This is a genomic window from Alkalihalobacillus sp. BA299, assembly GCF_017745675.1.
Taxonomy (GTDB): domain Bacteria; phylum Bacillota; class Bacilli; order Bacillales; family Bacillaceae_F; genus Alkalihalobacterium.
This window is the reverse complement of the sequence record NZ_JAFLJM010000001.1, coordinates 178940-197705: the sequence shown is the minus strand read 5'-3', so window position 1 is coordinate 197705 and position 18766 is coordinate 178940. Positions and strand designations below refer to the sequence as shown.

Sequence of the window (18766 nt, the reverse complement as noted above, 5' to 3'; positions counted from 1 at the left end):
AGATAATTTGATTCAAGCTTAATTACTTCGATTCTCCAAATTGCCAAACACTGTGACTAAGATTGCCGTATCGATAACTTCGGTGCAATAATTTCGCACTCTTTTCATCGTCTGCTGCACCCATTGCATAAAATATTGGAATAAAGTGTTCAGTTCCATAGGGTGGTACGGCCAATTCAGCACTTGGAACTAAGGAGTTATACTTGAAAAGAGCATCTAAATCCCATTTAGTTAGATGATGTTCTAACCATGTATCAAACTCTAACGCCCATTGATCTACCGTTCCATCATCGCTAGTCATTCTTAATGCTCCTAAGTTATGAACCGTACCCCCACTTGCAATAATTAAAATGTCTTGTTGTCTTAACTGTAATAGAGATTTCCCAAGATTATATTGCTCCATTGGTGAAATGTTCGGGTTTACAGACATTGAAATGACCGGGATATCGGCACTTGGATACATCATTTTAAGAACGACCCAAGCTCCATGATCTAAACCGCGTTTCGTATCCACATCATAAGGTATACCTTGTGCTAAGAATAATTCTTCTATCTCCCTTGTTACGGAATGATCCCCTTTGGCTGGATACTTAATACGGTATAACGCCTCTGGAAAACCTCCAAAATCATAGATCGTTTCAAATTCATCAACCTTACTCACTTTTTGAGTATGTGATTCCCAGTGTGCTGAAAACAATACAACCGCTTTTGGCTTCGGTAATTTCGTACCTAATTGCTCTAAAAACTGGGTATACTCATTATTCTCAATTGCTAGTAATGGTGCTCCGTGTGCAACAAATAATGATGGTAGCATCATTTCATTCCTCCCTTATTTATTGTTTAGCTAAATCTTCAAGCAGCCAATTCGTAAAATCTTGTTTATTTTCTAATGAAACGGTATGTCCCTCTGGGTAGGATTTAAAGGTAACCTGAGCATTTAAGCTTTTAAAATACTCATTACTTTCTACTCCCCACTCATAAGGTAGAATGTTATCAAATTCTCCATGTGAGATAAACAAAGAAAGCTGATCGACTGGTTTAATATTATATTCTTCCTTGACGAAGCCAGGAATATATCCACTTAGGGCTACAATTCCCTTAATTCGATTCCCTAACGTAAGCCCTAGCGTCATAGATACAATCGCACCTTGACTAAACCCTAATAGGTACAAACGGTCACTATCCACTTGATACTGTCCCACTGCATAATCAATAAAGCTATTAAGCTGACTGATTCCATGGTCAAACACTTCTCTATGCGGTTTCCCATATCCCTGAATTGTAAAATAAGCGTAGCCCGGTGGTTGCGATAACTGACCTCGAACGCTGAAAATGAAGCAACGATCTTTCAGGCCATCAATTAAGGACAGCATATTTTGTTCATTACTACCGATCCCATGCATGAGAAATAAGGCTGGGTATTTTTTATTTGGTTCCATCTGAGTTGGTTTACGAAGTTCATAAATCATTGGTGAATTCACAGCTAATCATCCCTTCATCGTATATTTTCCTAAAAAACTCTACTTATTAAAGGTTTTCCTTCATAAAAAAACCAAAAAGATTTATATAGAAACAAAATATTCTTATTGAGAAACAAACAGATAAAAAAAAGAAAGAGATTACTTTTTTGTTTTTAAATATGAATATTTGTTATTTATAAGATAACAATATAGGTTATAGATTGTCAATAATTTTTTTGCTAATATATAAATATGTTTTTTATTAGTAAACATTTAGAGGTGATTAAACTGGATATTGGAACTAAAATTCGTGCGATTCGTCAGAGAAAAAAAATTACTATTGCACAAATGTGTGAAGGAACCGGTCTTTCGAAAGGATTCATTAGCAATATTGAAAACAATAACACTTCCCCTTCAATTAGTACATTAAATACAATTGCTACATTTCTTGGGGTTCCCTTACCTTACTTACTGTTGGAAAAAAAGCAGCACATGCGTGTAGTCCGCAAAGACTTAAGAACTAACTCAACTTTTAATAACCTTAAGATCGAGCATTTAACTTCAAAGGGGGGATTAAGAATGATGATTGTAGAATTTCCCCCTGGAGCAACAATAGGAGAGCCCCATTCCCACGAGGGTGAAGAGTGCCATCTAGTATTGGAAGGAAAAATCCTTGCTGAACAAGGAGAAGACTCTGTTATTGTTGAGCAGGGAGACTCCTTTAGCTGGAATGCAAGTGTTCCACACTTTGTCAAAAACATTGGAGATGAGAAAGCTGTAGTATTAATCTCGATTTACTCAGATACTGAATTAAATGATTTACTATAATGTAAAAATTCACCTTCTATAATACACAAATCAATAAAAGAAGGGTCGAGCCTGATGGATGAAAGAAAATAACGAACAGTAAAGATGCTCTAGCCAAACGAGTAGTAATCCTACCTGATGGTACTTCTTTACCTAGTTTAGGCCAAGGTACATGGGGGAAAATCCTCAAGCAGTGGAGTACATCTATTTTCCTTCCTTCAATGAATAAAAAACCCTTTTTGCAACGGATGCAAAAAGGGCTAAAATAGTTATTGTTATCCATTTGTTAATTGAGGACTGAGAACCTTTTTTGGAGGACTTACTTCTTTTGGTACAAGGCATCTATATGCATCCCCAGCTAATCTTTCTTGCAGTTCTTCTTTTGCCTTCATTACTAATTCTGGATTTTTTAACATATCGATCGCCGTACATGCCATCGTTTTTGCGGCTAGAAGCATTGCTTTATGGGCATAGGATGTCTTGCCTTGGGCAACCGCCTGCCAAGTATGGAACGGTGTCGAAAATGCCCATGTAGATGTTACACATTGTGCAGTAGGAACATTCCAACTTACATCAGCCACATCAGTAGATCCAGCCATAAAAGTTTGTTTCTCAGAGTAAGGTAAAATAAAATCTGCAATTGGTTGTTCTTCTAATTGAGCTGTTAAAGCTTTGCCTAATTCTTTTGAAGCACTGATTTTATCCTCTTTTGATGTTGATTCGTATATAGCTTTTGCAAAGCTGATTTCCTCATCAGTCACCGCAGGAAACCCTAAAGAAATCATATGTTTATGCATTACTTTTTCCAGCGTCGCATTAGGAATAAGATTAGCACAAGCCCCTTCAATACGATAATTCATCTTTGTCTCTGTCATTAGTGCAGCACCTTTAGCAATGTTAATCACGCGATCCAACAAATCTCGCACTTGATCTGGGTGTGGAGCACGTATCAAATAGGTTACCTCTGCTTCAGGCTGGACTACATTTGGTGCTAATCCCCCTGTATTCGTAATCGCATAATGAACTCTAGCTTCATCAATCATATGCTCTCGCATATAGTTCACACCAACATTCATAAGTTCAACCGCATCTAAGGCACTTCTTCCTAAATGGGGAGAAGCTGCAGCATGAGAGCTGCGGCCTTTAAAGGAAAAATGGCCATGAATCACAGCATTGGAAGACGTATGCATGACTGCATTTATCGTTGCTGGGTGCCAACAAAATGCAGTATCGACATCTTGAAAAAGTCCTTCCCTTGCCATAAAAGTTTTCCCATACCCACTTTCTTCGGCAGGACAACCGTAAAAGCGAATCGTTCCTGGAAGGTGATTTTCTTCCATATAATCCTTAACGGCAATCGCTGCTGCCAAAGCCCCTGCACCTAATAAATTATGTCCGCACCCGTGTCCACTTCCTCCTTGTGTAATAGGTTCATAGTTTGCAATCCCTTCTTTTTGGCTGAGCCCTGCTAATGCATCAAATTCGCCCAGCACTGCAATAATAGGATGTCCATTCCCAAAGCTTCCGATAAAACCCGTTTCAAGCCCAGCAACTTCTTTTTCTACTGCAAACCCTTCTCGTTCAAGCGTCTCAATAAATAATTGAGCGGACTGAAACTCTTCAAACCGAGTCTCGGCAAATTCCCAAACCTGGTCACTTAATTTTATGATCTGCTCTTTTTTGTTTTCTACTAAAAGCGATACTTTTTCTGTTAAACTCATAACTCTCACTCTCCCTTCTATTTTTTAAACTTTTTTTGGATATGGGTTGGATACATGTATAAATCAACCAAAAATCATTTTTTCTAATTTTTTACCAGTCGGCGTTGCAGCTAATCCACCTAATGCTGTTCCTTTAAGCGTAATCGGCATCGATTGGCCTACGAGAAACATCGCATGAATGACCTCATCGCATGGGATTCGACTTTCTATACCTGCTAAAGCCATATCTGCTGCAACTAACGCATTGGCTGCCCCCATTGCATTTCGTTTTACACAAGGTACTTCTACTAAACCAGCAACAGGGTCACAGACAAGACCAAGCATATTTTTTAAGGCAATCGCCATGGCATGAGCAGATTGTTCCGGCATGCCCCCCATCACTTCAACGATCGCCGCTGCAGCCATCCCTGTAGAGGTGCCGACTTCTGCTTGGCATCCTCCAGCAGCTCCTGAAATGGAGGAATTGTTCGCTACAACAAACCCAAATGCCCCAGCCGTGAATAAATACTTTAATTTTTGCTCCTCAGTCAAAGCAAGCTTCTTTGTTAAAGCAAAGAGAGTTCCTGGAACTACGCCAGCAGAACCGGCTGTAGGTGTGGCACAAATCGTTCCCATTGCGGCATTGACTTCATTTGTGGCAACAGCTTTACTCACTGCATCGAGTAAAGTGTCTCCTGATAAATTATTACCAGACTGAATATATTTTTGTAGTAATATGGCGTCACCTCCTGTTAATCCAGAATGGGAACGGACATCTTGAGTTATCCCACGTTCAACAGCAACTTCCATCACTTGAAGATTTTGTTTCATTGCAGCAAGAACTTCTTCCCTTGTTTTTTCTTGCACTTCCATCTCTTGCGTAATCATGACTTCGGAAATGGCCATCTCCTGACTTTCTGCTAATTCGATTAGCTCACTGACATTTCGAAACACTATTAGACCCCCATCATCACTGTTTGTTTAATCATTGATTTTAGTCACCTGCAAAACGTTTGGAAGCTTTGTGATTTCATCCAATAATTCCTTGCTAATATTCTGATCAACTTCCATGGACATAAGAGCTTTCTGCCCCTTTTCTTTTCGCGCCACTTTCATTTGACCAATATTAATTTCATATTTTGCAACTATATTAGAAACACCTGCGATCGCACCAAATCGATCATTGTGAACGATAAGGAGGGCTGGACTATTTCCAGAAAGGTCTAGTTGAAAACCATCCAACTCAATAATCTCAATCTTTCCTCCCCCAATTGAAATCCCAACAAGTTCTAGGACATTATTTTTGTCCCCAAGCACTACTTTTACTGTGTTTGGATGTTCTGTAAGGGCATCTTCTTGAAAAAAGGAAATTTTTATACCCTTTTTTTCAGCAATGGAAAGGGCTTCTACAATGCGCTGATCAAAAGTATCAAAATCTAATATCCCGCCAACAAGAGCAACATCTGTCCCATGGCCTTTATAGGTTTTTGCAAATGATCCGTACAAAAAAATATGTACACATTCAGGTTCCCTGCCAAATATAGATCTGGCAACTCTCCCAATTCTCGCAGCCCCAGCCGTGTGAGAACTCGACGGTCCAATCATAATCGGCCCTATGATGTCAAACACACTCCTATACTTCATCATTATCACTCCTGTTAAACCTCAGCTATATTACCTTTAACTACCATAGATCGAAATAAACTAAAACTATTTTAAATAATCCCTTGAAATCTTAAGACAACTTCAGCAATTAGCGCTGAACCAAGAAAAGTTCCAATTAAAACGCATAACCCAACCACTATCATTTTCCATCCTAGCTTAGTAAAATCAGCCCAGCTACGGCCAATTCCAACTCCAGCAAACGCTAATGTCGCTGTTGTAAACGCAAGAAAATTAATGGAACTAGTTGAGCTTATAACATATTCTGACCATGGAAGACCAGGTAAGGAAGCGATAATACCTACTATTACAATATAGATAATGCTTGGGATCTTGATTGGCAAAATCTTCTCAAGTATAAAACCAAATAAAACAATTAAAACAATAATGATCATTCCTGGAGTAGATTCCAATGGTAAAACACTGTACCCTATCCAGTTTCCGAATATTACGATAACTCCGACAATAAGTAACACGAGTAACCATTCTTGAATATTTCGCAACATCATCTTAGCCCTCCACATCCATTTTCGATATAACCTGCTTTTCTTTAAATTTCATTATTACTTTATATAACTTTTCACATAATGGTAAGGCTATAAAAATAGCAAAGTACAATCCAATCATAGAGGAAATTAAATTACTCATACCCGCAAGAGCGATAATATCATTTTCAAGATTTGGATATAAACCGATTAAAGACCCACTTGCAGCTGACATCATACTGCCACTACCGACTCCTGAAGCCATCGCTAAAGATAGAGGATTGAGCGGCGTAATGGATGCTAAAAATCCAGATATAATTCCAAGGAAAACAGCACCTAAAACAGTTCCAAAGATGTACATCGCCATTACGCCACGTGCTTCAGGAGAGTTAAAACCAAATTTCTCCGTTATTAAAGCGACATTCCCTTCACGTCCTATCGAATGAGTCATTCCTATTGCTTCCCGTTTTAATCCTAAAAATATTGCAACCGGAAGTGCGAAAAGGATCGTTCCTAAATTACCAATTTCTTGAAGTATCAGTGCTGGGCCTATATCAACGAGCAAGCTTAACGATGGCCCCATCGTCAAAGAGAGTTTAGCTGCTAATAAACTTATGGATATAAAGACAAGCGACTCTGCATTTTTCGCCTGTTTTTCTTTGATAAGGGGAGTGAAAAATAGACCTAATCCAAGCACAAATGCGAAGACCATCGGTAATAGTAAAATAACTCCTATTCCAATTGAAAACTCTTTTCTACCAATGAAATCTGCTAGCAAAACTACGCACAAAATAACACTATACAAACGCCAATCCTTCCACAGTTTTCCTTGATTTTCAAACATCTTTACCCCTCCATTTTTTGCTAATCTTATTTAAGGCAATATTAAGGATATATTTCCTTAAAAAGAGTTTATATTAATTTATTTATCTCTGCAATGTTTTTTTCAGAAAATTTTCACAAAATGCGTGAGATTTTTTAATAATAAAAAGCTATTTTCGTAAACTTTGTTGCTATTGGACCGTTTTTTGAACATAAATCAGCCCTAATGGACAAATTCATTTGTCCATCTGGCTGATTTATGTTCAAAGGGTTCACGCCAAAGCGTGAAGAACCAAGCTTTCGCTTGGTTAACGGTCCAATAGCTAAAAGCAACAATCTTTTAGAAAAGAGCCTAATAAAAAAGACCGTAACCCAATGATCATCGGATTACGGTTGATTAAAACAAGGCAAGTATTCGGATAATTAACTATGTAAAAGTTTTTGTTTGTTAGTTAAATCAAGTTTTTAACGTAATTGATATATTTTCGTTGGTCTTCCGCGGTATTGCGACTGTTCACCTATACATTTAATCAGTTCGGCTTCATGTAGATCCGTCACAATTCTACGGGCATTACGTTCTGACATATTCATGTGTATGGCGATGTCCTTAGTAGTAAAGGAAGTCCACCCCATTCTTTGTATTTGTGAGATGATTTTGCTAAAAGTCTTAACACTTAAATTTCCCTTTTTTAATTTATAAATCAATGACTCATCGATCGTTCGAACTGAATATTTTAATTCGTTCTGATTCTCATCATATTCGATTGCTTCTCCATTATCTTGAATGATGATCATCTTGTTTGAACCGTTTTCTTTCGATTGATGATTCGCTAATCGCGCATTTTCTTCTGCTGAATACACGTTTTTTCCAAACCCGATTCCTGCTGCCACTTTACAAGTAGATAACAGTGATAAATGGGTAATGGTTTCTTGTAATGAAACAAGTTCTCGTTCGACTTCTCCACGAGTATTAAAGATCAGATACCTTCCATTACCTTCTTCCACGATTGTTCCTTTTACTTTTTCACAAAATTTAATGATTAGTTCTTTTAATTGCAGTTCTAAATATTGTAAACGATAAGGAGTTTTTATATTTCCATTACTTGTATCAAAATTGATAATATCAATAATCACTGTACAAATTTGGGTTTCTTTAAAGTAGGAAGCTCTTAACTTTTCCATTAAGATCTTGAGAGTTTCTCGAATTTGAATAGGGGTAGGGGTCATCCAAGCAGCTGGTACTCCAGCTTTCTTAAGTTGTTCACATACAGTTGGCAAACAAGTTAATGCCCCTTCCGTTTTTCCTTTATTCCACAAATCAACATGATAATGAAATAATTCTTCTGGTGTAATATCCGCATCAAATTCCTTTATGAAGCATTCATCTAAAACAACATTAGACTGTTGTAATAATTCGTTTAAATCTTTATGTTCCCCAATGATATCTATACTTACCCTGTTAATCATTGTCTTTTTTTCATAAGTCAATTCTAAGAAAGCTTTATAAAAAGCAGAATCGGAAACCGGAATGAAAATATTATCCTTATTTATTTTAACATTTCTCATCGCGACTTCGTATGGTACTGCACCCGAGAATAACCATGCGTCTACATGGAACTCATGTTTTTTGACGATCTCCTCAATTTCATATATCTCGGTATAAGGTAAAGGAAGAAATTCAACATCTCCTTTATAATCTTCTGTTTGCTTTAAAATCCTATTAACGGAAGGTTTTGGGCCAACTAGTGCGATTTTAAACATTACGATTCCTACTTTCTAGCTCATATTCGATATATTTTGGCATTACTAAAGATAATCTAAAAGATTACTAATTAACCTATATTTTAGTGCAAAATATACAAGATGAGCAAACACCATCATTGCAAATACTTGATTGCTATGATGGTGTTTTTATTTTTATCTTTTTACCATTTTATCTATAATGAATGCTACGCCGTGATCAATATTTGTTTTTGTCGTAAAGTCAGCTAACGCTTTAATTTCCTCATCTGCATTTCCCATTGCAACACCGATGCCAGCCATTTTTAACATCGTAACATCATTATAATTGTCCCCTAAAGCCATGACGTCCCCCATTTCGATTCCTAAATAATCTGCAAAGTAGCTTAATGCTATTCCTTTTTGGGCTTCTAGGTCATTGAACTCAAGATTCCCGCTTGCAGAAGAGGTAATGACTAGTCCTTCAATAGGTGTTAAAGTAGCTTTAATGGACTCAAGCAGCTCGTGTATTCTTGAAAACGCAAGCATTTTATAAACTTCAACTTCTTCGTTATCGATAACTTCTTGAAAATCATTTATCAAATGTACTTTTTCCTCCACAAAGCGTTTCCTAGCAAATTGAAGGATCGTTCCTTTGTCTATATTAGGATTCGCTGTTTGAAAAATATCGAATACCACTTGTAAATATCGTTCATAGCTTGTGGAATAGCCACCCTTATTGGTGAAAATTTCAATATAGAGATCCTCTCCTAAACAAGTAGAGAGTACCTGCTTTGAAATACTTTTCGCTAAGGGAGATTTTTTAACCAGCTTGCCCTCTTTCGAATAAATCTCTGCGCCGTTTAAGCAAATGATCGGACAGGTGATGCCGACATCCTGTAGAGGCTTCCGGGCATACTCATACGATCTTCCTGATACAACAACGAATGTTTTCCCTTGTTGTTGTACTCTTCTAATGGCTGCCGTATTTTCAGAACTAACTTCACCAACTTCATTTAATAGAGTTCCGTCTAAATCTGATGCAATGAGCTTCATTTTCTCCCTCCACTTCGGTAAAAAAGCCCAAAAGAACAAGGTATCATCCTAATTCTTTGGGCTCGATAGAATAGAATTAGTCTAATTTTTCCCCATTTGTAGCAATAACATCCTTATACCAATTAAAGCTCTTCTTTTTATAGCGTACTTCACTTTCGTGTATTTCAAATAGCATCGCTTTTGGTACAAACTTGCTATTAAATAGAAGTAAGAGCTTCCAAAACGACAGCTCTATCCTTACTCTATTTTATTTACAACAAACCTACCATTTCTAAACCATGAATAATCCCATTGTCTTCAACTGATTTTGTGACATATTTTGCAACTTCTTTTACCTTATCTTCCGCATTTCCCATTGCCACACTATTTTTTACTGTTGAGAGCATTTCAATATCATTGAGCCCATCTCCAAATGCATATATACGTTCATCAGGAAAACCAAGGTTTTTCACTATTTTTTCAATTCCTCTTGCTTTTGATCCACCCTTTGGAAGAACATCGACAGAAACAGGATGCCATCTCACAAAATCAAAGTCATGGAAATCCCGTTCGTATTGTTGCTCTTCCCCATTTGGACAAAATAGTAGAGATTGATACAATTCACGCCCTTTGTAATAATGTGGATCGTGTGCAGGAAAACGACTAATCTTTAAGGTAGCAATACTTTCTTTAATGTAATCATGTTCCGGGACATTCGCTTTCATATCTTCATGGTCCATGAAGACAACAGGATGGTTATTCTGAAGAGCAGTTTCTGTTAATTTTTCAAGCATTGAAACATTTAATGAATTTGTATGTAATACTTTCCCATTTAACACGACGAATTGACCGTTATAGCTAACAAATGTACGAATATCCAATTCTTCTCGCAACTCCTCAAACATAAACGGAGCTCGTCCTGTCGCAATGGCTACCATATGTCCATTTTCCTTTAGTTTAAAAATTGCTTCTTTTGTTGAAGGGGGTAATTTCTTTTCATGAGTAAGCAATGTTCCGTCAATATCAAAAAAAATAACGCTTTGGTTTGTCATTTTCATTCCTACTTTCGAAGTATATTTTGTTTGGTATATTTGGATCGTTCCTATTGTACCTTTCAAAAATTTAAGATACTAATAAATCATAAAGAAAAGGATACCTACTCTCCTTCCTTCCAGTTATTTGTATAGTGTACATTATGAAAGGCCTTTCATGTCAATGGTTACCTCATATTATGGAACTGATGATTTCCTGGGAGAAAAAGGGTTTGAGAAAGGAATCGAGAAAGTAGCAAAACAGATGCTCTTGAAAGGTTTTTCTATACAGGATATTTGTGAATTAACGGGGCTTACTTCTGCTGAAATCGAAAAACTCAAGACGATCTCAATTAATTAAGTTGAAATATGATCAATAATTGCTATATTAAAATATCAGAGTCCCAAAGTAAATTGGTGGTCTTTTTTATTGTCATAGTGTTTCCCGACAAACCTTGTTTTCACAGCAAAAGAGGTCTGTCCCCCAATAAGTTAATATTTTAACAAATTGCGTAACAGACCCTACATCCTTAATATTAATTTTGCCATTCGTCCCAATAAATGTTGATATAATCGGTTTGATTCGGATTATTTTCTATTTTAGAATCAACAACATTTTCTGGCTGTTTTACCTTAGTAAAAGGTTTTGAATTCGTTTCATTACTTTTCATTTTTCCAATAAAATCATTCTTTTCCATTGTTCATTCTCCTTTCTATTCATACACCCATTATTATTTCACAAATATTTGATTAAATGTATTTAAACCACCTTATTCGCCTAAGCAACCAACTGCGGTGGCATAATCCTTATTCCATATTTAAACTGCCTTTCGTCTCTTTCGTTCTGTTCCATGGGTTCCGTAGGCTGATTAAGATAACGATTTGCCATCCCTCTACTTGAGGAATGATTCTGATATCATTGGTTCCTGTCATTAGGAATGACTTGCTCCTACTGCTAACAGGTCGTCTGGTTCTTTTCTTTGAATAGCGGTCACGATATTTTTTCCTGGATCGGTTTCGTAACGCTCATTTAACCATTTAGCAAATGCTTTTAATGTGCTAAATAAATCTTTTACTTGGGTTTTACTCATTGTTTCATATATTTGCACGTAACGAACCGATATTAATTCGTCCCAAAAAGTAGGACTACACTCTTCCCAGCTTGTTACAGACGATTGTTCAAATAGATACCGTAAATCATATAAACTACTCCGATATTTTCGAACAGTCGAATCACTTTTACCTACCGTTTTTTCCTTATAAAACTTCAGAAAGTCCTTTGCAAAAAAGCTATTTACGCTAGTTGGCGTGAAGCCAAGCTCTTCTAAAAACGGAATGTCTTCTTCTTGAACAAGGGTGTTTATTTTTTTAATCGATGAGCTCCTGCTTATGCCACCAGCCACAAACGGGGATAAAGGTAAATTGAGTTGTTTTCGAACCGTATTAAAATCAGCTGTAACGTCTACCTCACCCATTTGGCGATATACAGTTTTATACAAATCATATTCTGATTGCTTTAACCAAACATTGGCTACATGCTCCTGACCTGTTTCCATTAAGGAACGTAACGAATGATGATCATACATTGGAATGGGTGCATCGACATCAGTCAACACACAATTTTGTGCGTAAACTGAAAAGTAGGGTGGTACACTCTTGTCCATCGATACGACCATGTTTAATACTTCTGCATGAAATGGAATTTTCATCGTGGTTTCTTCCACATTTATAAGCTTTACGACTACATTTTTCTCAAGTAACGATTGAAATTCAGACACACGATCTCGTAACAAACTTTCAAAGGTCAGTTTTCGATTTTTTAAGGTTATCATTCCATAGACTTTACCAAGACGAATCGGCTGAACTAATTCACTATCCTCGTAAACTTGCCATTCCCCAACCCAACTGAATTGATGATCATTTGGTTTGTGATGATCCACCTCGAACTGTTCCGACAAATACGAAATAACTTCCTTTTCATTATTTTCAATTTGATAATGTGCCTTATATTGAGTGAGTTCTTTTTCTTGCCGTTCACCTGTTATGTTAGGAGCTGATAGCAATTCACCTAATAGCTCAGGATAATAAGACATCATCACTTTTTTATGCGAAAGCTTTGTGTGCTTGCAAAGGTCTTTTATTTTAGTTGCTACTTGACTTAGTTGCGTTGGGCCAACAAATATTTTAACGCCATTGAAATAATATGTATCATTAAATAATTCAAGTAAACCTAATGTACCATACCAGGGAATCGGCGTTGAAATGTTTTCAGAATGTGCAGAAACCTGATAGCGTTCCTTCGTTAACATATCTTCAAAAATGACAACGTCTTCTTTCCACTCCACGGCTTGTACTAATTTCGGCTCTAATTCTACCCAAGTTTTGATCATTTGGAGATCAGCAGATTGACTTTCATTGTAAAACCATTCGATCGTCCGAAGTCCATTTTCACATATATAAAAGAAATACAACCAGAAACGAAAGACTGAATGCTTAACATTCGGGTCGATTTGATAGTTACTTCGTTGATTAAACTCTGCTTCCAACCGAACCCGTTGTTGATAAGGTATGTTATTATCAACAAATGCCTCTAGTTTTTTCACTAAGTTATGTTTTTGTTGCCTAAAGCGTTCTTCTATCACTTCATGCATTTGAATGACATTTTGTTTTTGCATACAGCATTTTTTATATTTTTTTCCACTACCACATGGACATGGTTCATTACGACTTACACTCATTTACATACTCCTCTATTTCTTAATTGATGATTAGACTTCATTATTTTAGCATAAACGAGGAGAAAGCATCTGTAAAAAATAGGGAAATACTGACCACCCTTAGACTACACCGAATGTCGTGACATTAAAGACATGAAGCTAGATATTATCACAATCAAAGGGCAGCTTGGTCGTATTGAAGGTGCACAGCAACAAGAAGTGTTTGGCATGTTGAAATTAGTAGCTAAAAAAATCACTTACATTCCTTATGAAGCAAAACCTACCAGCAATTAGAGAATAAACTATCACGTCCTAATAGTTAGTGAAAGACTTAACAATGGTCCCCTTTCTCGGTATTCTTTCCACGATTTGATCTACTTGTAATAAATACAAAGCCTCCCGTACCGGGGCTCGACTGGTATTAAGCTCTGAGGCGATATATTCTTCAACTATTTTATCCCCAGGTACTAGATCACCCTTCATTATTTTTTTTAATATATGTTTGGCGATTTGTTCTGGTAATGATTCACCGAAACGACCTTCACTATCTATATATGGAAATGTATCCCTAATCACTTTCTTCACTCCACAATATTATCCAATTTTATTATTTCTTTTATCATATACGATTAGTATTTATATCAACAACACTTTCTATAGATGACTTCGAGAATTTATAAGGAGAAAAAATGAAACAACTTTTACGAAATTTTATGGATTGATATTCTAGAGGATACTAGGTTGGCATATAATAGATTTAGTGTTCAATATTGTTCCTTTTAAGGACTGTTCATGATAAACTCACTTTATTGTTTATGCAACTTGGATAACAATAGCTTCTTATTATGGTCAAACTCTCGAACTCTATTAAAACGAAGAAGAAACTTCTAGCAATTAATCAAAAGGAAGGATAAAAATGAAAACACTTCAAAGAAGCCAAAATATAACTAATAAACATGCATTTTATTTCTTCAGTTCTGTTGGTCTTCTATGGTTGAAGACCTATTTTATTCAATTAACACAATTTAATTTAGGGGCCGAAAATACATCTCAACAAGTTTTATTATTTTTAAATCCACTTGGTTCGTGTTTATTATTATTAGGCCTTTCTTTATTATTTACTGGTCATAAAAAATATATCTCACTTATCATCATTGGTTTTCTAATGACTTCTCTTTTATATGCCAATGTATTATATTATCGTTTTTTTAATGATTTTATAACTTTGCCGAATTTAGCACAGACCCAAAACTTTGGAGATGTGAATAGCAGTATTACGACTCTTTTAAAGCCTTGGGATGTTTTATTTTTTGTTGATGTTATTATCCTTCTAGTCATTCTAACGTTTAATTTTAAAAGAATTGAAATGAAGGAAATCTCTCCACAAAAAGTTAAAGCCCTGTTCTTAACTGCTTTAATTATCTCAGGCATAAACCTGGCAATCGCAGAATCAGAACATCCTGAATTATTAACAAAGGGATTTGACCGTAATTACATTGTAAAATATTTAGGTATGTACAATTATACGATTTATGATGCTGTTCAAAGTACAAGAGCATCTACACAAAGGGTTTTTGCAGACAGCAATGATATTACAGAGGTTCTCAATTTTACAAGATCAAATTACGCTGAACCAAATCCAAAATACTTTGGTGCGGGAAAAGGGTTGAATGTCATTTATGTACACATGGAATCCATTCAAAATTTCCTTATTGATTACGAACTGCACGGTGAAGAAGTAACACCGTTTTTAAATTCTTTAACGAGTGAAGAAAATACGCTTTACTTTAACAATTTCTTTCATCAAACAGCACAAGGGAAAACAGCTGATGCTGAATTTTTAATAACAAACTCTCTTTATGGATTACCTCAAGGGTCCGCATTTACAACAAAGGGTTTAAACACATATCAGGCTGCCCCTGCAATTTTAGGCCAAAAAGGATATACTTCAGCTGTATTTCATGGGAATACAGGCAGCTTTTGGAACCGTAATGAAATATATAAATCATTGGGTTATGACAAGTTTTACGATTCTAATTATTATGATATGAAACTAGAAGATTTGGCCGATTATGGCTTAATGGACAAACCGTTCTTTAAACAATCTATGCCTTATTTAAAGTCATTGCCTCAGCCGTTTTATGCCAATTTTATTACGGTTACTCATCATTATCCATTTACAATTGATGAAGATGAGGCTTCAATTGCACCTCATTCAACAGGCAATAAAACAGTAGATCATTACTTTCAGACAGCCCGCTATGCGGATGAAGCGCTAGAACAATTCTTTTCTTATCTAAAGCAATCTGGATTATATGATCAATCAATTATTATTATGTACGGTGACCATTATGGAATTTCAAAAACTCATAATAAAGCAATGAAAGAAGTGATTGGAAAAGAGGTTACACCTTTTGAAAGTGCTGGCTTACAGCGGACTCCTTTATTCATCCGTGTGCCTGGAATGGAAGGTGGAGTTAATGATGAATACTCGGGTCAAGTTGATCTTCTTCCTACACTTCTTCACTTACTAGGCATCAATACTAAAAAATACTTGCATTTTGGAACAGACCTTTTGTCTGAACGGCATGATGATCTTATTCCATTTAGAAATGGCGACTTCGTGAGTTCGACGATCACTTTTACTGAGGGAAAATTTTATGATTCAAAGACTGGGGTTCTGCTAGAAGAAGACCGATTAGAGGAAGCAAAAAGATTACAGAAAAAAGCGGTACAAAAACTAGCATTTTCAGATATGGTTGTGAATGGAGATTTGTTGCGTTTCTATACTCCTAAGAATTTTATTCCAGTTGACCGTTCTCAATATAATTATAATCTACACGATGAAGGGATGAATAAATTAGAAGATCAAAAAAAATTAGGTGAATTTGAAATCCTACCTGATGGCCTTGAAAATGATTACATGTTTAAAATTGATAAAGAAGATAGAGATGATTAATTCAGATGATTGTTCCCTAAAAGGCACCGATCCCTTACCTAGTTTTAATTAATTGTTGGCTTCCTCAAATAACTTAAACGTTACTTGAGGAAGCCACTTGTTATTTGAGGATAATACTCCGTCCTACTATGACGTTATCCTAGCATCATTCTTGATTTGCGTATTCTAATAGCTCTTTAACTGTTAGAAATGTATAGCCTTGCTCTTTTAACGAAGTGTTAATACCATTTTCAAAAGATTAATTTAAATTCATTGTCAGAAATGATAACAAAGTTCCAATTTTTACAATACTGAGCAAACTCAATCTTATATTCTTAAACTATCAAACATAGGAGGTTTTGAAATGTCAAAAGATGTTAAAGAAAGTGTAATTGTTAATCACCCGCTTGAACCATTAACTTCAGAAGAATTATCTCTAGCTATTGATATATTAAAGAAAGAAAAAACAACTTCTGTTTTTCGCTATGTATCCGTTACTTTACTAGAACCTCCAAAAGAAGTAGTTTTGAAATTTAAGGAAGGTGATTTAATTAACCGTGAAGCGTTTTGTATTCTATTAGATTGTTCTGTGGGCAAAACATATGAGGCTGTCGTTTCGTTAAATGAAAAAACGATCAGTTCATGGACATGCATTCCTGATGTGCAACCGTCAATTATGCTTGATGAATTTTTAGAATGTGAACAAACGATAAAAGGAAACCCCGAATTTCAATCAGCTCTACTAAAACGTGGAATAAAAGATTTTGACTTAGTTATGGTCGATCCTTGGTCTGCAGGGAATTTCGGTATAGAAGAAGAAAATGGCTTGAGACTCGCTCGTGCCATTTGTTGGTTAAGATCATTTGCCGATGATAATGGATATGCACGACCAATCTCAGGCTTATATGCTCTTGTGGATTTAGGCAAAATGGAAGTTATGAAAATAATTGACAATGGAATTGTACCTCTTCCGCCTTTAGACGGGAATTACACTCCAGATTTAGTGGGGGAATTACGAACGGATATTAAACCTCTAGATATTATTCAGCCAGAGGGCCCAAGTTTTGTAGTCAAAGGACACCAAATTGAGTGGCAGAAATGGAAAATCCGCTTTGGTTTTACTTCACGGGAAGGACTTGTTCTTCATACTGTTACATACCATGATAAAGGCGAGGACCGTCCAATACTATACCGTGCTTCCCTTTCAGAGATGGTCGTTCCTTATGGGGACCCGAATGAACCTTACAATCGCAATAATGCCTTTGACGCAGGAGAGTATGGGATCGGAATGGTTGCCAATCCATTAACTTTAGGTTGCGACTGCCTTGGTGAAATAAAATATTTTGATGCCAATTTAGTAGATAGTAGCGGAAATGTTGTAACGATTCCAAATGCGATTTGTTTGCATGAAGAAGATTATGGAATTGGCTGGAAACATACTGACTGGCGTACAGACAAAGTCGAAGTGCGGCGCTCAAGAAGATTAGTTCTTTCTAGCATTTCAACCGTTGGAAACTATGAGTATGGATTTTTCTGGTACTTTTACCAAGATGGTTCTATCGAGTATGAAGTGAAGCTGACTGGTATTTTACATACAGGTGCGATGTATCCAGGAGAAAAATCAAAATATGGTAATCTCATCGCTCCACAATTATATGCACCTCACCATCAACATTTCTTTAATGTTCGTCTCGATATGATGGTGGATGGTGTAAATAACTCAGTACACGAGGTCAATACAGAAGGCGCGCCACCTGGTCCTGATAATCCGTTTAACAATGCATTTTATCCAGTATCTACTAAATTTAAAACGGAACAAGACTCCATAAGAAATTTGAACATTGAAACTGCTCGGTATTGGAAGATTGTCAATGAATCAAGTAATAATTTCGTCAATGAGCCAGTCGGCTATAAATTATTTACAGGAGAAAATTGCCTACCTTTTGCCCATGAAGACTCTAGCTTACTGAAACGTGCAGGTTTTCTCAAAAATCATTTTGTCTGTACACCGTATGATCCTGAAGAAAAATATGCTTCTGGAAGATACCCTAACCAACATCCTGGCGGCGATGGATTACCTGCTTATACGAAAGCTAATCGCTCGATTGATAACACGGATATCGTTGTTTGGTATACGATGGGCCACCATCATATTACCCGTCCTGAAGATTGGCCTGTCATGCCGACTGCATATATGGGCTTCATGTTAAAGCCTGTAGGATTTTTTGACCGTAATCCAGCTTTAGATGTCCCCCCTTCTGTACCAAAACACGGTTCAAGTTGTCATACCTCATGTTCATCGTAAACGAAGGTTAAATGACAAACGAAATGCCTGTCCTAATGATGGGCAGGCATTTTGATTATTCTCTATAGGATTAGGAGGGCTTATC

Annotated in this window: 18 protein-coding genes; 5 read left to right on the top strand and 13 right to left on the bottom strand. The window is 36.4% G+C overall.

From position 1 onward, the window contains the following. Positions 1-22: 22 nt before the first annotated feature. Positions 23-814 carry a dioxygenase family protein gene (locus tag J0N78_RS00930; RefSeq protein ID WP_209121392.1) on the bottom strand — a complete coding sequence of 264 codons (792 nt, stop codon included), beginning with the start codon at positions 812-814 and terminating at the stop codon, positions 23-25. 19 nt (positions 815-833) lie between these two features. After that, positions 834-1481 carry an alpha/beta hydrolase gene (locus tag J0N78_RS00925; RefSeq protein ID WP_209121127.1) on the bottom strand — a complete coding sequence of 216 codons (648 nt, stop codon included), beginning with the start codon at positions 1479-1481 and terminating at the stop codon, positions 834-836. Positions 1482-1748: 267 nt separating this feature from the next. Here J0N78_RS00925 and J0N78_RS00920 point away from each other — a divergent pair, with 267 nt between their 5' ends. Further along, positions 1749-2288 carry a helix-turn-helix domain-containing protein gene (locus J0N78_RS00920; protein WP_209121391.1) on the top strand — a complete coding sequence of 180 codons (540 nt, stop codon included), beginning with the start codon at positions 1749-1751 and terminating at the stop codon, positions 2286-2288. A gap of 254 nt (positions 2289-2542) precedes the next feature. Here the strand turns inward: J0N78_RS00920 and J0N78_RS00915 are convergent, their stop codons facing one another. The 8 genes from J0N78_RS00915 to J0N78_RS00880 all read right to left on the bottom strand — a co-directional run bounded on the left by J0N78_RS00915 (position 2543) and on the right by J0N78_RS00880 (position 10742). Further along, positions 2543-3988: a M20 family metallopeptidase gene (locus J0N78_RS00915; RefSeq protein WP_209121126.1), complete on the bottom strand. Its 1446-nt coding sequence runs from the start codon at positions 3986-3988 to the stop codon at positions 2543-2545. Between the two features lie 63 nt (positions 3989-4051). Beyond that, positions 4052-4921, bottom strand: a complete 870-nt coding sequence (sdaAA, locus tag J0N78_RS00910; RefSeq protein ID WP_209121125.1) for an L-serine ammonia-lyase, iron-sulfur-dependent, subunit alpha — start codon at positions 4919-4921, stop codon at positions 4052-4054. Positions 4922-4948: 27 nt separating this feature from the next. Next, complete coding sequence (gene sdaAB / locus J0N78_RS00905; RefSeq protein ID WP_209121124.1) at positions 4949-5611, bottom strand: L-serine ammonia-lyase, iron-sulfur-dependent subunit beta; 663 nt, start codon at positions 5609-5611, stop codon at positions 4949-4951. Between the two features lie 71 nt (positions 5612-5682). Then, complete coding sequence (locus J0N78_RS00900) at positions 5683-6138, bottom strand: hypothetical protein (protein WP_307794874.1); 456 nt, start codon at positions 6136-6138, stop codon at positions 5683-5685. 1 nt (position 6139) lies between these two features. After that, a complete protein-coding gene (locus J0N78_RS00895; RefSeq protein ID WP_209121123.1) occupies positions 6140-6958 on the bottom strand; it encodes a DUF3100 domain-containing protein in 819 nt (272 codons plus the stop codon). Between the two features lie 443 nt (positions 6959-7401). Next, positions 7402-8697, bottom strand: coding sequence for a hypothetical protein (locus tag J0N78_RS00890; protein WP_209121122.1), 1296 nt, complete (start codon positions 8695-8697; stop codon positions 7402-7404). A gap of 156 nt (positions 8698-8853) precedes the next feature. After that, positions 8854-9711 (bottom strand): Cof-type HAD-IIB family hydrolase, encoded by an 858-nt coding sequence (locus J0N78_RS00885; RefSeq protein ID WP_209121121.1) that lies wholly within the window; start codon positions 9709-9711, stop codon positions 8854-8856. Between the two features lie 251 nt (positions 9712-9962). After that, complete coding sequence (locus tag J0N78_RS00880) at positions 9963-10742, bottom strand: Cof-type HAD-IIB family hydrolase (protein ID WP_209121120.1); 780 nt, start codon at positions 10740-10742, stop codon at positions 9963-9965. Positions 10743-10899: 157 nt separating this feature from the next. On the opposite strand from J0N78_RS00880, the gene J0N78_RS00875 reads away from it, so the two are divergent. Beyond that, positions 10900-11082 (top strand): hypothetical protein, encoded by a 183-nt coding sequence (locus tag J0N78_RS00875; RefSeq protein ID WP_209121119.1) that lies wholly within the window; start codon positions 10900-10902, stop codon positions 11080-11082. A gap of 175 nt (positions 11083-11257) precedes the next feature. Here J0N78_RS00875 and J0N78_RS00870 read toward each other — a convergent pair whose 3' ends face one another. After that, on the bottom strand, positions 11258-11419 hold the full coding sequence (locus J0N78_RS00870; protein WP_209121118.1) for a hypothetical protein: 162 nt from the start codon (positions 11417-11419) through the stop codon (positions 11258-11260). 234 nt (positions 11420-11653) lie between these two features. After that, positions 11654-13459 carry an SEC-C domain-containing protein gene (locus J0N78_RS00865; RefSeq protein ID WP_209121117.1) on the bottom strand — a complete coding sequence of 602 codons (1806 nt, stop codon included), beginning with the start codon at positions 13457-13459 and terminating at the stop codon, positions 11654-11656. A gap of 132 nt (positions 13460-13591) precedes the next feature. Between J0N78_RS00865 and J0N78_RS00860 the strand changes: the two genes are divergently transcribed. Continuing rightward, positions 13592-13732, top strand: a complete 141-nt coding sequence (locus J0N78_RS00860) for a hypothetical protein (protein WP_209121116.1) — start codon at positions 13592-13594, stop codon at positions 13730-13732. 18 nt (positions 13733-13750) lie between these two features. Here J0N78_RS00860 and J0N78_RS25595 read toward each other — a convergent pair whose 3' ends face one another. Then, positions 13751-14014: a GntR family transcriptional regulator gene (locus J0N78_RS25595; protein ID WP_209121115.1), complete on the bottom strand. Its 264-nt coding sequence runs from the start codon at positions 14012-14014 to the stop codon at positions 13751-13753. 340 nt (positions 14015-14354) lie between these two features. On the opposite strand from J0N78_RS25595, the gene ltaS reads away from it, so the two are divergent. After that, positions 14355-16397, top strand: coding sequence for a lipoteichoic acid synthase (gene ltaS, locus J0N78_RS00850; RefSeq protein WP_209121114.1), 2043 nt, complete (start codon positions 14355-14357; stop codon positions 16395-16397). Between the two features lie 343 nt (positions 16398-16740). Next, positions 16741-18681 (top strand): primary-amine oxidase, encoded by a 1941-nt coding sequence (locus J0N78_RS00845; protein WP_209121113.1) that lies wholly within the window; start codon positions 16741-16743, stop codon positions 18679-18681. The last annotated feature ends 85 nt before the right edge of the window (positions 18682-18766 follow it).

Excerpts from the sequence above, each read along its gene's own strand:
- J0N78_RS00930 (WP_209121392.1), bottom strand. The coding sequence starts at position 814 with ATGCTACCATCATTATTTGTTGCACACGGAGCACCATTACTAGCAATT.
- J0N78_RS00915 (WP_209121126.1), bottom strand. The coding sequence starts at position 3,988 with ATGAGTTTAACAGAAAAAGTATCGCTTTTAGTAGAAAACAAAAAAGAG.
- sdaAB (WP_209121124.1), bottom strand. The coding sequence starts at position 5,611 with ATGAAGTATAGGAGTGTGTTTGACATCATAGGGCCGATTATGATTGGA.
- J0N78_RS00900 (WP_307794874.1), bottom strand. The coding sequence starts at position 6,138 with ATGATGTTGCGAAATATTCAAGAATGGTTACTCGTGTTACTTATTGTC.
- J0N78_RS00895 (WP_209121123.1), bottom strand. The coding sequence starts at position 6,958 with ATGTTTGAAAATCAAGGAAAACTGTGGAAGGATTGGCGTTTGTATAGT.
- J0N78_RS00890 (WP_209121122.1), bottom strand. The coding sequence starts at position 8,697 with ATGTTTAAAATCGCACTAGTTGGCCCAAAACCTTCCGTTAATAGGATT.
- J0N78_RS00885 (WP_209121121.1), bottom strand. The coding sequence starts at position 9,711 with ATGAAGCTCATTGCATCAGATTTAGACGGAACTCTATTAAATGAAGTT.
- J0N78_RS00880 (WP_209121120.1), bottom strand. The coding sequence starts at position 10,742 with ATGACAAACCAAAGCGTTATTTTTTTTGATATTGACGGAACATTGCTT.
- J0N78_RS00875 (WP_209121119.1), top strand. The coding sequence starts at position 10,900 with ATGTCAATGGTTACCTCATATTATGGAACTGATGATTTCCTGGGAGAA.
- J0N78_RS00870 (WP_209121118.1), bottom strand. The coding sequence starts at position 11,419 with ATGGAAAAGAATGATTTTATTGGAAAAATGAAAAGTAATGAAACGAAT.
- J0N78_RS00865 (WP_209121117.1), bottom strand. The coding sequence starts at position 13,459 with ATGAGTGTAAGTCGTAATGAACCATGTCCATGTGGTAGTGGAAAAAAA.
- J0N78_RS00860 (WP_209121116.1), top strand. The coding sequence starts at position 13,592 with ATGAAGCTAGATATTATCACAATCAAAGGGCAGCTTGGTCGTATTGAA.
- ltaS (WP_209121114.1), top strand. The coding sequence starts at position 14,355 with ATGAAAACACTTCAAAGAAGCCAAAATATAACTAATAAACATGCATTT.
- J0N78_RS00845 (WP_209121113.1), top strand. The coding sequence starts at position 16,741 with ATGTCAAAAGATGTTAAAGAAAGTGTAATTGTTAATCACCCGCTTGAA.